The 14,147-nt window shown below is 43.8% G+C and carries 11 protein-coding genes; 6 read left to right on the top strand and 5 right to left on the bottom strand.

Translation table 11 applies throughout. The features are described from left to right. Positions 1–296 precede the first annotated feature (296 nt). Positions 297–980 (top strand): oligogalacturonate-specific porin KdgM family protein, encoded by a 684-nt coding sequence (locus AC6R16_RS05900; protein WP_500641641.1) that lies wholly within the window; start codon positions 297–299, stop codon positions 978–980. A gap of 59 nt (positions 981–1,039) precedes the next feature. Here the strand turns inward: AC6R16_RS05900 and AC6R16_RS05895 are convergent, their stop codons facing one another. The 4 genes from AC6R16_RS05895 to AC6R16_RS05880 form a co-directional block, all read right to left on the bottom strand. Further along, entirely contained in the window at positions 1,040–2,539 is a 1,500-nt protein-coding gene (locus AC6R16_RS05895; protein ID WP_500673858.1) for a winged helix-turn-helix domain-containing protein, read from the bottom strand. Between the two features lie 145 nt (positions 2,540–2,684). Further along, the gene (locus tag AC6R16_RS05890) at positions 2,685–3,311 is read right to left on the bottom strand and encodes an outer membrane beta-barrel protein (protein ID WP_500673857.1); all 627 of its coding nucleotides are present in this window, start codon (positions 3,309–3,311) and stop codon (positions 2,685–2,687) included. Positions 3,312–3,589: 278 nt separating this feature from the next. Beyond that, a complete protein-coding gene (locus AC6R16_RS05885) occupies positions 3,590–4,033 on the bottom strand; it encodes a DUF411 domain-containing protein (protein WP_500673856.1) in 444 nt (147 codons plus the stop codon). Continuing rightward, entirely contained in the window at positions 4,030–6,726 is a 2,697-nt protein-coding gene (locus AC6R16_RS05880; protein ID WP_500673855.1) for a heavy metal translocating P-type ATPase, read from the bottom strand. Before AC6R16_RS05880 ends, AC6R16_RS05885 begins: the two co-directional genes overlap by 4 nt. Before the next feature lie 481 nt (positions 6,727–7,207). On the opposite strand from AC6R16_RS05880, the gene AC6R16_RS05875 reads away from it, so the two are divergent. From AC6R16_RS05875 to AC6R16_RS05855, 5 genes are all read left to right on the top strand, one after another. Beyond that, positions 7,208–8,353, top strand: coding sequence for a porin (locus tag AC6R16_RS05875; RefSeq protein WP_500673854.1), 1,146 nt, complete (start codon positions 7,208–7,210; stop codon positions 8,351–8,353). A 74-nt stretch (positions 8,354–8,427) separates the two neighbouring features. After that, the gene (locus AC6R16_RS05870; protein ID WP_500641647.1) at positions 8,428–9,084 is read left to right on the top strand and encodes a DUF2057 family protein; all 657 of its coding nucleotides are present in this window, start codon (positions 8,428–8,430) and stop codon (positions 9,082–9,084) included. A gap of 121 nt (positions 9,085–9,205) precedes the next feature. After that, on the top strand, positions 9,206–10,633 hold the full coding sequence (gene gltX, locus AC6R16_RS05865; RefSeq protein WP_494506212.1) for a glutamate--tRNA ligase: 1,428 nt from the start codon (positions 9,206–9,208) through the stop codon (positions 10,631–10,633). 432 nt (positions 10,634–11,065) lie between these two features. Then, entirely contained in the window at positions 11,066–12,043 is a 978-nt protein-coding gene (locus AC6R16_RS05860) for an OmpA family protein (protein WP_500673853.1), read from the top strand. A gap of 228 nt (positions 12,044–12,271) precedes the next feature. Then, on the top strand, positions 12,272–13,243 hold the full coding sequence (locus tag AC6R16_RS05855; RefSeq protein WP_500673852.1) for an OmpA family protein: 972 nt from the start codon (positions 12,272–12,274) through the stop codon (positions 13,241–13,243). A gap of 64 nt (positions 13,244–13,307) precedes the next feature. On the opposite strand, the gene AC6R16_RS05850 is transcribed toward AC6R16_RS05855, so the two are convergent. Beyond that, complete coding sequence (locus tag AC6R16_RS05850) at positions 13,308–13,814, bottom strand: Fe3+-citrate ABC transporter substrate-binding protein (RefSeq protein ID WP_500641650.1); 507 nt, start codon at positions 13,812–13,814, stop codon at positions 13,308–13,310. Between the last annotated feature and the right edge of the window lie 333 nt (positions 13,815–14,147).

Raw genomic sequence — 14,147 nt, 5'->3', positions numbered from 1 at the left:
AGTGTGATCTCGATATTGTTAATGTCGTTAATAGGAGGGCTCTAGGTGATAGGGATCACCAATAACTGTTTTATTATTTTTTTTGTTTTTATAACTATATGAATAATAAGAATTAAATTACTTTTCTCTTTTTTACGTTGAAGTCCGTCGCACAAAAAATGGATTAATTTTTTATCGTGAATTAAATCCGACATTATGACTGCCAAGCCAGGGAGGCAAACCAATTTAGCGGTAAGTGGTGAAGAATTACCCGAGTGAAAACCGCAGCAAATTTTAGTATTTAAAGGCAGAATACAATGAAAAAACTACTAACTCTTAGCGCAATCACACTTGCTTTCGCATCAACTGCATATGCGGGTTCTTCTTACGTAACAGGTAACGTTCAGTTCCACAGTGAAAACAAAAACCCTAACGCGACTTCTACACTAGAAGCGGGCCACACATTTGATACTGGTACAACACTACTGACTGAGTTTGATGGTATTTCTCTCGGTAGCTACGAAGATAACTATACAGGTGCTAAGGCAACACCATACATTACACTAGGTATCGAGCAGAGCTACTCAATCAATGACAACTTATGGGTTGCTGCGGGTTACCACCACCTTTTAAATGATGGCAAAACTGTTCAACATCGTCCGCTAGTTAAAATTGGTTACAACTTCGATAACGGTATTGCGATCAGCAACCGAACTCGTTACCACGATATGAAAGAAGGCGACAATGACCAACTGCGTTTTGACAACCGTATCGGTTATGCAGTAGCAGATATGCCTCTAACTCTCGCATACAACAACGTTTATGTTCGTAACGATGAAACAGCAAACACTATGGACCACGAGTTCCGTGCAACTTGGACTCGTGAAGGCGTTCAGCCGTACTTCGAGCTACGTAGCCAAGGCCACGGTGCGAAAAACGATGATGGTTCAGATAAGAAAGAGAACACTGCATTTGTATTCGGTGCTTCTTACGGCTTCTAAGCTAGCCTAAACCTACTGTCCTATCAATAAGGCCCAGTTTTTACTGGGCCTTTGTCGTATCATGATGTTTTTATTGGAGCGCAGAAGCGTTCTACACCTTGCCAAAGTATACTATCCGGCATTTGCATGTATTCGATGTTTGATAGCGCGTCCTCCCATAAACCTAAGCAGGCAGCTTGCTTGTTATCACTCGTGTAGTGCGCTAATACTTGCTTAGCCGAAATGCTACTCGTGAGCGCTGCTGTTGCTTTTAGGTAGTTACTTAGATACTGCTCTATATTGCGTTTTTTGCGGCTAATATTGGCTTGCAGCATTAATATAAGCGCGTTATTGGGAATTTCTGCTACATACTCGCGCTGCAACATCTGTAAGCTTTTCTCTACCTCTCCTGAGCGATAGGTGAGTAGGGCTAACAACATATGCAGCTCTGGAGATGGTGTTGGCGTACTTTGCTTAACCTTATCAATCCAATGGCGAAGCACATCAGAAGGCTGATCACTAAATAGTAGCTCTCGGGTATAGAAGCTGATCTCTGCACCACTCATATTTTGTTCAATTAACTTATCAAACTCGGTTTCAGACAGTTGGGTTAGACTGGTTTTCAGCTCTTGATTAATGCGCAAAATAGGCGTTGGCAGTTTGAAGTACTCTGTTAAATCAGAGTTTAACTCGTTGACGGTGGCAACCAACTTGCTTTTTTGAAGTGAATATAAGTTTCTCCAAGCCACACGATCGGACGCCGAATGGTACAGAATGACCTCTAGCGTATCTGCTTCACCTTTATCCTTTAACAGGTTGAATGTCAGTTTGTAATCCGAATCATTGATCGCATCTGAACCTGGGAAGTGATGGTGCTCGCTTAAGCTCATCAAGTAGTAACTCGGTGAGCGCATATTGGCTAAGTGGATATAAGGAGAGTGGCTGTATGCGTGGAGCAACAGTACCTTGAGCTTTAAAGCATCTTCTTGCATTGATTGTCGTGATGAGGAAATTTGATCGAGCAGCAAGCGAACCTGAGGTACATACAGGGCCTGATCTTTTGCTTCAACTTTTACCTCAAAGAATGTATTGACTAAAGTCACTGTCGCCAAAAGAGCTGCAATAGCAAAAGCCGAACTACAAAATGCCAACTTCGATGGTTTGAGCTTCTGTTTATGACTTGCAGAGGCTTGTTTACCAGAGTCTACTTTTGAGTGAGATGAACTGACTAATTGAACATGACTGTTTGGTATGTAGTAGCCTCGTTTAGGGTAGGTCACGATCAGCTTGGTAGAATCAATATCTGGGACGTTTTCTCTTAAGAGGTTGCGCAGCAAACTAATGCGGTTTGTGACCACATTTTTTGAGATGTACTGGTTCTCCCAAACTTGTTCAATGAATTGCTCGATGGAAGTTGGTTCACCTACATTGGACAGCAAGACTTCTAACAAGGCGACATTACGCGGCTCTAGTGCAATTTCGCTGTTGCCATTAGTCAGCGTTTTATGTTCAGGATCATAGAGTAAGTGAGCAATAGCGATGAGTTGGCCGCTTTGCTTGGCTTGAGCGAGTATATTCATACGAGTCACAGGAGAGCGAAAAGACGCCGCGCATTTTACAAAAATATTCTTCCGACTTATAGATCCCTTCATAAGTAAGCTTGGTTGTATCACTTTTGAGAAACTCGGCGTGTTAGGGGAACACACGCCGAGTTAATCTCAATAATTAGAACTTGTAAGTTGCGTTGATATAGCCTTGGTTTGAAGACTTAAATTTACCAAGAGCTTCGTCACCAACCTTATGCTCGTTGCCAGCAAAGTAGTTGAATCGGTAGCCTGCTTCCATACCAAAGTGCTCTGTAAACATGTAACCCAAACCTGCATTCAGACCGTAAGTTAAACCCGAATTTTTGCTTGTTACTGAAGCGCTCATACCACCAATAGGTGTTACTTTAGTTTCCAATTCACTGTGGTAGTAACCTAATGAGCCACCAGCTAATACATAGAAACTTTTGTCAATGTGATATACGTAGTCAGAACCTGCGCCAAATTGGTATCCATCTAACTGAAACTTAAGCTGATCACCATCTTCTGGGTCTGTGATGGTTAGTTCGGACTCTCCGTTGTATTGCAGGTAACCATAAACACGTACATTCTCTGTTAGGTAAGAGCCGCCTTTAATTGCAAAAGAGCCTGCGTTATCAAGTTTGTCAACGATGGTTTTGCTTTCGGTATCTGCCTCTGAAGTGTTGTATTTACCGCCTGCAAGCTCAACTGCAACGTAAGGTGAGTTAGCGAAAGTTGGCAGTGAAACCACAGCAGCCGTTGCTGCAATCAGTAGATGTTTACGCATAGTGTTTCTCAATATTTTGTTGGGTAACGAGTACTCATTGCAGCCTTCCGATGAAAGTAGACGGGTGGCAACTAGAGTTGATTGAACGCCATTTACTGGGCGTCGCTAAGTTGGCGAGAAAGTTATCTGAGAGAGGGGAATAATGCGAAAAACAAAAGTAAACGTAGTTACACTTGATGTTAATTTAGATCTATATCTATGATTTTTAGGGAAGTCTATTGCACCTTAACTCTCCGTGGAGAGCCAAAGTGCAACACAAACTGAGTCAACAGAATCCGTTATTTATTACCTTCGTAGTGTCGGTAAGTGAACACTTGACCCTTTTCATTGAATGCGTACACGGAATACTCGTCTTTTTCATTGCCATATTCCATACCTGGAGAACCCATCGGCATACCTGGAACCGCAAGCCCTTTTGCATTACGTGGCGGGTTTTCTAAGAAGGCTTTGATGTCTTCGGCAGGAATATGTCCTTCAAATACATAGCCGTTGATCTCAGCAGTATGGCAAGAAGCAAGCTCTGGTGTGATTCCGAGTTTCTGTTTAATTGGGTTCATGTTTTCATGTAGCTTTTCATCGACATTGAACCCAGCATCTTGCATGTGTTTGGTCCACTCAGTACAGCAACCACAGTAAGGGGATTTATGGTTGATAACATCAGCAGCTAACGCTTGACCAGACAAGAGCGCAAGGGCAGCCAAAGTTAGAGTTTTTCTATTCATAGTGACCTCTCGGAAGTGTTAAATAGTCTTAGACGGTTGGCGTTACTTACCACCGTTATAGATGAAAGGGCCATTGCAGCGCCAGCGATAACAGGGCTGAGCAAAAAGCCAAACGTTGGGTAAAGCACTCCAGCAGCGACTGGGATGCCTAGTGAGTTATAGATGAACGCACCAAACAGGTTTTGTTTCATATTACGTAGAGTCGCCTTAGACAATTCAATGGCCTTGATAATAGAGACTGGCGATGAATTGAGTAAGGTAATTTGCGCGCTTTCAATTGCGACGTCGCTGCCACTGCCCATGGCTATACCGATATTAGCTAACGCAAGAGCGGGAGCATCGTTGACGCCATCACCAATCATGGCAACGTTACAGCCTTCACTTTGAAGCTGTTCAATATGGCTCGCTTTCTGATCTGGCAACACTTGAGCGATGACGCGTTCAATACCTAGTTGCGTCGCGATTGCTTGTGCGACGGATTGGTTGTCTCCAGTGAGCATGACGGGAGTAATTCCCATCGCTTTTAACATCGAAACTGCTTGCTTAGCGTCTTCTTTAATCGGATCGGCAATGGCGATCGTGCCGATGACTTCAGAGTTAACCGCGATAACAACCGGGGTCCAAGCATTGGCTAAGTATTGATGGATTTCTGAATCTATTGAGGACATCTCCCACGGCTGCGCCTGAGCATAGTTAAGTGAGACAATCGCAATCTCTCCCTGTTGAGACTGGGCAAACACACCTTGCCCACGGCGGTTCTCAAAGTTCTCTACATCAACGAGAGTGAGCTGTTTCTCTTTGGCTTGATTAACGATGGCTTTAGCCAATGGATGTTCTGAGTGTTTTTCAACAGAAGCGGCCAAGGCAAGTAGGCGGTCAACGTCATTGGAGACTGAATGAACGGATTGAACTTGCGGTTTCCCTTTGGTCAAGGTTCCGGTCTTATCAAATACCACCGTATCTATTTTGCTTGCGGACTGAAGCACGTCGGCATCTTTGATTAAAATGCCCATCTCGGCGGCTTTACCTATTCCAACTGTAACTGACAATGGCGTGGCGAGCCCTAGTGCGCAAGGGCAAGCGATGATCAGCACAGTGGTAGTGACCACTAACATATAACTGGCCTTGGGCTCTGGACCAAACATAAACCACACAAGTGCAGAGACAATCGCGATGGCAACCACAACCGGTACGAATATCGATGAAATTTGATCAGCGAGCTTGGCAATAGCGGGTTTACTGCTCTGAGCTTCTCGGACCATAGTGATGATTCTCGACAGCATGGTATCGCTACCGATGCCAGAAGCGGTTATCACTAAGCTGCCATCTTGATTCATTGTGCCTGCTGATACACTTTCACCTAATGCTTTGTAGACAGGAATCGGTTCGCCGGTGAGCATAGATTCATCCAGATAAGACTCGCCACTCTCGACTACACCATCGACGGGCACCTTCTCGCCGGGTTTGACTCTTAGTTTCATACCTAACGTGACTTGCTCAAGCGGTATCTCACGTTCACCATCCCCTGTGACTAGGGTGGCATTTTGCGGTTGAAGATTCACTAAGGCTTGTAGTGAGCGGGTCGTTTTGGCTTTGGCTTTAGCTTCTATATAGTGACCGAGCGAGATTAATCCGACGATCATCGCGCTGGCTTCAAAGTACACATGTCTTGAAGCAAGCGGAAACCATTCGGGGATAGTAACCACTAATATGGAAAACAGCCAAGCAGCACCAGTGCCTAGCGCGACTAACGTATCCATCGTCGCTCGTTTGTGAGTAAGTGCTTGCCATGCATTGGTAAAAAAGTTTCGCCCAGCTGTAGCTAATAGCCAAAAGCAGATGACTCCAATGACTCCCCAAACCAGCTGGTCTTGGCTGTTGCGAATCATCATATTGCCGCCAAACACCCCCCACAGCATCAATGGAGCGCCGACTATAATACCGGCTAACGCACTTTTTCTATGCTGTGCTTGAGCCTGTTCTTGTTGCTCAATCTGTTTTTGTTGCTGCGTTGCTGGGTCATCAATAAATTGAGCTTGATAACCTGCATCTTTTACCGTGTTAACAAGCTCAGCTTCAATTTGCTCTTTTGGTTGTGCACTGAATACTAGCGCGCTTTGTTCCGCCAGATTGACCTGAGCTTTTTGAACGCCTTTAACAGAAGCGAGAGCCTTCTCCACAGACGAGACACAGCTCGCACAGGTCATACCGGATATAAGTAAGTGGAAGGAGTGAGCCGCCCCTTCTTCTATTGGGCTGGCAGGGGGAGCTGCCTCAGTGTTAGAAGTCTCAATTTCTTCAAAATCAACTGTATCTTGGTTAGCTTGATAACCAAGCGATGCAACTAACTGTGTAATTTCTTCAGCGGTTCGCAGGGTAGTTATGGTTAATTCTGTTTTCGATGCTGTGAATGTGCCATTGAGTGGATCCTGCGCCAATGCTTGCTCAAGCTTGTCAACGCATTTACCACAATTTAGCCCAGTTAAGAAAAAATGATGCTGATTGCCCGCTGAGTAGCCGAGTTTCTCCACTACATTTGCAATCGATGAGAATGAGCTGTCAGTTTCCAACGAGATGAAGGTTGGCGACAGTTGGTGAATCTGTACTTGGTGTTCTGCGGTAAGGGCTCGCTCTACATTACGTGCGCATCCCATGCAGTTTAATCCTGACAATGGAATATCAAACTTAGACATATCAACACCTCGAAAAATGGAACTGTTACTTAGCCTAAACCTTACCTCAAGGGTAAGGTCAAGACTTTAAACCAAAACGTCAAAATTAGAATTATTTGAAAATAGTTAGGTCGGATGATTGCGAGAGATTTCAAACTTTTACTGGGAAACTTGTTAATACCTGTAAAGGAATAAAAATTTACGGTGATCTGCGCCGAAAATTTCCTTGAATTAACTAGCTGATTTGATTGTAACTGAGTGTTTTGACGTTTTTGTTTATTGATTTGTGTTTTTAAGTTGTTGTTTTCAATCTCTTTATGCTGTTTGTGTTTTTTTTGATTTGAACGTAGTCAGATTATTTTTTGCTTCATTTTTTGAAGCGAAAAAAGTTTGCAACCATGCCCCTGTCCATAAATGGTCCCCCTTCTCAACATCCATTAAGCGTGTAGGAAGGGGAACTAAGAAAAACGACCAAAATAAATTATTACTAGGGGTTAATACTATGTCTATGTTCAAAAAGACACTTCTTGGCGCAGCGGTTTCGACCGTTGTATTAGGTTTCTCTGGCATGGCCGCCGCAGATACAAGCCTAAACCCAGCAGAAGCTAAATATGAGCAAGGTATCTATGGTTTGATTGCTATGCAGGTAGCAAACCGCGATTACGACAACTCACCACAAAACGATGGTGTTCAGTTCAACAACGAGTCTCGCCTAGGTTGGCGTGGTACAGCGAAGTTCGATAGCTGGGACAACTGGACTTTCTTATGGCAAATCGAGTCTGGCTATGTGGATGAATCTTTTGCTGGTGAAAATGGTGGCAGCGGCTACCTAGGTAAGCGAGATACGTTTGTTGGTTTTGAGCATGACACGATTGGTAAAGTTCGCTTAGGGCGTGTGTTAACTCCGATCTATGAGCTTGTTGACTGGCCTGCAACCAACCCAGGTATGGGTAACGTTTGGGATTGGGGTGGCAATATTGGTGGCAACAAGTTTAATGACCGTCAATCCGATACCATTCGCTGGGACACAAATGAACTGTGGAAAGGCTTCACCATGGATATCGCAGCAGGTGCAGGTCAAGATCGTGCGGGCGGTACAGACAGCACAAAAGCGGGTAGCAACTACTGGCACGGTATGGCGGCTCACCAGCAGTTCAACGGTGACTGGGGCTGGGTTCAGTTCGACTTAGCGTATGAAATGAACTACGACACAATGGAAGGTGACAACGAAAAGTACTGGGATAACCAAACTTACCTATTGGGCTCTCAAGGTGGTTTCTCGAACGGTTTAGGTTACTTCGCTTACTACCGTATTGCTGAAGCGCAAGATACCAAAGGCAGCGATGAAACTGAACACTCATACTCTGTCGGTCTAACCTATAACTTTGGTGAGGGGAACAAGTGGCAGGCGAAGATCGCTCGTGCTGAGAACCTCGGCCTAGAAGTTGACGGTAAAGACCTAGAAGGCACCAAAGACAATGTGACTTCGATTCAGCTAATGTACTCGGTTGATACTAATGCAGTTGTGTATGCTCGCTACGCAATGAATGACCTAGAAAACACAGGCACCACGGGTAAAGGCTACGATGGACGTGGTAAATCAGACAGCTTTGATGAAGCTTCTGTCGGTATCGAATACTGGTTCTAATATTAATGAAAATTATATGGGCGGCTATGTGCCGCCCTTCGTTGTTTACTATTCGCTTTGACGTCGAGGAATCTATGAAAAAACTTACAACCGCATTTTTATTTGGTGCGATGGCACTGCCTTTAGGAGCTACCGAACTTACCATTATTGATGAAATTGAACCTTTAGTCCTAAACGGAAAAAATCTGACTCGCAACGATTATAAAAGCGCTCAAGTAATTAACCTAAAAGAGGGGCAAAACCAGCTCTTGTTCGCCCTTGACCAACTGGTGGTAGAAGATGGCCGTCGCAACAAACTGGTATTTCCGACAGTCGTGATTAAGTTTGATTCAGTCTCTGCTCCGGCCACGCTTAGCTATCCGGTTTTCCGTCATGTTGATCAAGCGAAAACGTTTCGCACTGCATTGGATTTCTCACTACTAGATGCTCAGGGTAAGGCTGTGGAGTACCAAGTTGATCTTCTGAATATAAATGGTTTTTCACAGTTCAACGATTATGAAGCAGCAGTGATGGAGTACAACCAAGTTGGAGGGGTTGCCTCTATCTCCCACACAGATGCTGTAACATCTCAGATAGGTAGTAACGAGGAAATCAAGGGTACAAGTGCTCAAGAAGAGATGAAGGCGGCTATTGCTAGTTCAAGCGGTTCCATTAAAAGCGACTTTTTGTCTATGACACCAACTCAGCGCCAAGAGTTTATCTCTTGGGCAGTCAAACATATCAATGAATAAACAAAACATGGTGTAGATGGATTGTAGATTTGCATATCGGTGCTAAAATAACGCGCAATTTTGGCACCATGCTCATTAAGAGCTAAATGGTGCAGTCATTTAGACAATCAAGGTATTTTACATGACGGTTAAAACTCGTTTTGCTCCTAGCCCAACAGGCTACCTACACGTTGGTGGTGCTCGTACTGCACTTTACTCTTGGCTTTACGCTAAAAACCAAGGTGGCGAATTTGTTCTACGTATCGAAGATACAGACCTAGAACGTAACTCTCAGGAAGCGGTAGATGCGATCCTAGAAGGTATGCAATGGATGGGTTTAGAGTGGAATGAAGGTCCTTACTTCCAATCTAAGCGTTTTGACCGTTACAACGAAATGGTTGATAAGCTGCTAGCTGAAGACAAAGCATACAAATGTTACGCATCTAAAGAACTATTAGATGAGATCCGTGCTGAGCAAGAAGCGGCGAAAGAGATGCCACGCTACGATGCAAACCATCCAAAAATCGTAGCTGCAAACGCAGAAGCGAAAGAGGGTGATGCATTTGTTATCCGTTTCCGTAACCCTAAAGAAGGCAGCGTGGTATTTGATGACCAAATTCGTGGCCGCATTGAAATTGCTAACAGTCAGTTAGATGATCTGATTATTCGTCGTACAGACGGAGCTCCGACATACAACTTTGTTGTAGTGGTGGATGACTGGGATATGGGCATTACTCATGTTGTTCGCGGTGAAGACCACATCAACAACACGCCTCGTCAAATCAACATTTATGAAGCACTAGGTGCACCTGTACCAACATTTGCACACTGTGCGATGATTCTTGGTGATGATGGTGCCAAGCTGTCTAAGCGTCACGGTGCGGTCTCTGTAATGCAGTACCGTGATGAAGGTTACCTACCAAATGCACTGAACAACTACCTAGTACGTCTAGGCTGGTCTCATGGTGACCAAGAGATCTTCTCAGAGCAAGAGATGATCGATCTATTTAGCTTGAACGCGATTTCGAAGTCAGCATCTGCCTTCAATACTGAAAAGCTACTTTGGTTGAACAACCATTACATCAAGACTTCAGCTCCTGAATACGTAGCTGAGCATCTGCAATGGCACCTAGATAACCAAAACCTAAACGTTGAAAACGGCCCAGCAATCACGGAAGTGATCACCTTAGTAGGTGAGCGCTGCAATACGCTTGTGGAGTTAGCTGAGCAAATCCGTTACTTCTACGAAGATTTCTCTGAGTTCGAAGCGGGTGCAGCGAAGAAGCATCTTCGTGGTGTGGCGAAAGAGCCTCTAGCATTGGCTCTCGCTAAAGTGGAAGCACTAGAAGAGTGGACAACGGACAACATCAAGCAAGGCGTGATCGCAGCGGTTTGTGAAGAACTCGAGATTGGCATGGGCAAAATTGGTATGCCACTTCGTGTTGCGGTAACTGGCGGTGGTCAATCTCCATCAGTTGATGCGGTAATGGAGCTAGTAGGCAAAGAACGCGTCATCGCTCGTATCAAGATGGCGTTAGAGTTTATTGCAGAGCGCGAAGCTAACGCATAACAGGCTCAACGTTATTATCATAAAAGCCGCAGCAATCGCTGCGGCTTTTTTATTTCCTAAACAGTGCGTGCTCAGAAATAGCCTATACGTGACTGTCTCAATATCGAGATTTATAAGGTTGCTTGGTTAATTAACTGATTATTAACAGTAAATTTTCATGGCTTGTCAGCCCTTGTGCCACAAAGGCGGAGCGAACTAGTTTATTTTTCTCTGATTTTTAGCTCACTCAATGCTGACAATTCGCCTCTTTTCTCGCGGTAAAAAATCCCTATAGTGCTTTCGCTGGTTACAGCGAGTTACGTTTTGTAACAGTAGGAACAATTGCACATTAGGAAGTGGTTTAGCGTTTTGATTGGAGACTTGTCCTATCTAGAAAGTCGTTCTAAACGCACTGGAGTTAACTAGAAAAGCTTAAAAACTAAGGATTTAATTATGAATAAACTAGCAGCGGTCATTTCAGCATCACTTCTTATAGCATCTGCCCCGACGATGGCAGAAGTTTACCTAGGTGGTAAAGTTGGTAAGTCATGGTTAGATGACGCCTGTACATCTGCGACTGCCAATTGTGATGATGAAGCTTCAGCGGTAGGTGTCTTCGCGGGTTATCAAATGTGGGACTTCTTGTCGATTGAGGGAGGATACGATTATTTGGGTGAGTTTACCGCGGATGGACTTAACGACGATAAAGTGGAAGCCTTTACACTTGCTCCCAAAGTAAACCTTCCAATCACCGACGGAATTTCTTTGTACGGTAAACTAGGTGGTGCGTATGTAAAATACGGTAACCAAGATGATTACTCGTACTTAGGTGCAGCAGGTATCGAATTTGACTCACATGAAAACGTAGCTGTGAGAGTCGAATACCAAACGTTGACAGATATTAACAATAATCAAGTACGCGCTATGGGTAACACTGCAACGCTCGGTTTTGTCTACAAATTTGGCGGCAGCGAACAAACGGCGGAGCCAGTTACCGTCGTACAAGAAGAAATGATTGAAGCGGTGGTAGAGGAACAGCCAGCTCAACCAGTCATCGTTACGAAGATTTATGAATCACAAGTGATAGGTACAGAGAGCTTTACGCTTAATAGTACAGAGCTTAACCAAGAGAGCGTTGCTAAATTAGATGAGCTGGTGGGTTTTTTAAACGATTACCCCCAAGCTCGCGTTGAGGTTACGGGGTATACAGATACGTCAGGCCGAGCCGAATACAACCAGAAGGTGTCAGAAAAACGTGCGGCCGCAGTGGAAAGCGCTTTAGTTGATAAGGGTATTGATGACACTCGTATCACTGTAGAAGGGAAAGGGGAAAGTAATCCTATTGCATCAAATGAAACACGTGAAGGTCGTGCGCAGAACCGTCGTGTAGAAATTGTAGTCCCTGCTTTCGAATATCAAATTGAACAATAACTCTAACGAGAAATAACAGCGTCAGTTAAGCCTCAACCCATGGTTGGGGCTTTGTCTTATTTGTAAGACGGTCAGGCCACTTATAATTGATATCGCTATATTCAATAGATTGATTTTGTGTGCTATATGCAACAGTAATAAAGGTGTCTAAATACTAAGCTAGGCTAAGGTAGTTAGTCGGCTATTGGCATAGACAACATAAACATAATGAAAAATGGGGAAGGACTCATGAAAAAGTTAGCAGTGGTAATTTCTTGTACGCTTGCACTTGCATCAATGAATGCAAATGCTGATTTTTATTTAGGTGGTAAAGTCGGTAAGTCATGGTTGGATGATGCTTGCACTTCGATTACCGCCAATTGTGATGATGACTCAATTACGGCAGGTGTTTTAGCCGGTTATCAGTTCATGGATTATCTATCACTTGAGGCGGGTTATGACTATCTGGGCGAGTTCACTGCGGATGGTCTAGCAGATGAGAAAGTAAAAGCCTTTACTATTGCACCTAAGCTCAACTTGTCTCTGACGGAAGATTTTTCGCTTTACGGTAAGTTTGGTGGCGCCCGTGTAGATTATGGTAGCAAGAATGATAACTCTTTCCTTGGGGCCGTTGGTCTTGAACTGGATTCGCACAAAAACGTGACAGTTCGTCTTGAATACCAACGTCTGACAGATGTGAATAATGATTATGTGAGAGCGGCAGTGAATTCAGCCACTCTTGGGTTTGTTTATAAGTTTGGTGCTAGTGAGCAGCCAGTTTCTGAACCGTATGTGGCAGAAGAGAAAGTGGTTGAGGAAGTCGTAGAAGAGGTTGTGGTTGTTACACCTGTGATTAAGACTTTTGAAACTAAGGTCGTTGATTCTGGTGCATTTGCTTTAAATAGTTCTGAACTAAAGCCCGAAAGCTTACCAATGCTAGAGGAATTGGTTCAGTTTATGAAGCAGTATCCTCAGTCCAATGTTGAAATTACTGGGTACACAGACTCAAGTGGTGCGGCTGCTTACAACCAAAAACTCTCCGAAAAACGAGCTAAATCGATTGAAAATGCCTTGCTAGAAGAAGGAATCGACAGCTCTCGTATTACAGCGACCGGTGAAGGTGAGAATAACCCTATCGCTTCGAACGAAACGGTAGAGGGGCGCGCTCAAAACCGACGTGTGGAAATCGTCGTTCCAGCATTTGAATACGAAGCAGAGTAAACTCTACAAAATCGAAAAAGCCTTGGCGTTGTGCCAAGGCTTTTTGTTTCAATCAAGTCGGATATCACTTCAAATCAATACTATTTAAACGCCCCATAAACTCGAGGATTTCTAGGTTCTCTTTGTTGGCTTCCAATAAGGCTTTCTTAGTTTTTGAGTAAGCTGCCAATCGACCATGTTTTTTGATTGAGCAGACGACACTTTTGTATATTAACTTACCGTTTTCGTCGTAGTTGCGCCAAGCCGCTATGTAGCACTCATCTTTTGCAGTTGGGTTATCTTTAGTTGGCCTAGGCTTGAAGATAATTTTAGGCTCCAGTGAATGCGGTAAGCGAGTCATCAAATAAGGATCTTTGAGTAATTTACGCCAAAACTTGCCCCACATTTCTGAACCAAGCTCATTGCGAAGTTTTATCGCTTTCTTCAGTCCCTTTTTCTCGCCAATACGCACATACCCCACCGAACGATGAAGAACTTTGTCGTCAGGTGTGTGGATATGAATCTTAAATGCTGTCTTGGCTTTTGAAATAAAGCGGTGACCAGTGTTAGTGGTCAAGTTACTTTTGGTCATTCATTTTTATAAATAGTTTTGTTAATAGCTATTTTAGTTGAATGTCCACAAATGTAGAAGGTTTGATTTTTAATAGAAGCTGTTTTGTACGGGCGAAACGACAAACTTGTTTATTAAGTTGTCGTTGCACACTCTGACATAAAGCAAAAGGGGCTAAATAATGATTACTTAGCCCCTTAAAAAGTCTGGCGCTCCCGACAGGATTCGAACCTGTGACCTATCCCTTAGGAGTATATTTTTCAATTGTTTAAGTATATACAGCGATGTACAAGGGTGATCTGTAACACCTTGAAATTTATAAATTAACTTTAATAATCTTGTTCTTCATTGTTC

It is taken from the genome of Vibrio sp. R10-SG3-ISO10 (assembly GCF_059834185.1).
Note: the sequence above shows the minus strand (reverse complement) of the source record. Positions and strands in the feature narration are given on the sequence as shown.

What these genes read in the sequence shown, in the direction of transcription:
- AC6R16_RS05885 (WP_500673856.1), bottom strand. Translation starts at nt 4,033, where the DNA reads ATGAATAGAAAAACTCTAACTTTGGCTGCCCTTGCGCTCTTGTCTGGT.
- gltX (WP_494506212.1), top strand. Translation starts at nt 9,206, where the DNA reads ATGACGGTTAAAACTCGTTTTGCTCCTAGCCCAACAGGCTACCTACAC.
- AC6R16_RS05870 (WP_500641647.1), top strand. Translation starts at nt 8,428, where the DNA reads ATGAAAAAACTTACAACCGCATTTTTATTTGGTGCGATGGCACTGCCT.
- AC6R16_RS05875 (WP_500673854.1), top strand. Translation starts at nt 7,208, where the DNA reads ATGTCTATGTTCAAAAAGACACTTCTTGGCGCAGCGGTTTCGACCGTT.
- AC6R16_RS05855 (WP_500673852.1), top strand. Translation starts at nt 12,272, where the DNA reads ATGAAAAAGTTAGCAGTGGTAATTTCTTGTACGCTTGCACTTGCATCA.
- AC6R16_RS05850 (WP_500641650.1), bottom strand. Translation starts at nt 13,814, where the DNA reads ATGACCAAAAGTAACTTGACCACTAACACTGGTCACCGCTTTATTTCA.
- AC6R16_RS05880 (WP_500673855.1), bottom strand. Translation starts at nt 6,726, where the DNA reads ATGTCTAAGTTTGATATTCCATTGTCAGGATTAAACTGCATGGGATGC.
- AC6R16_RS05890 (WP_500673857.1), bottom strand. Translation starts at nt 3,311, where the DNA reads ATGCGTAAACATCTACTGATTGCAGCAACGGCTGCTGTGGTTTCACTG.
- AC6R16_RS05860 (WP_500673853.1), top strand. Translation starts at nt 11,066, where the DNA reads ATGAATAAACTAGCAGCGGTCATTTCAGCATCACTTCTTATAGCATCT.
- AC6R16_RS05900 (WP_500641641.1), top strand. Translation starts at nt 297, where the DNA reads ATGAAAAAACTACTAACTCTTAGCGCAATCACACTTGCTTTCGCATCA.
- AC6R16_RS05895 (WP_500673858.1), bottom strand. Translation starts at nt 2,539, where the DNA reads ATGAATATACTCGCTCAAGCCAAGCAAAGCGGCCAACTCATCGCTATT.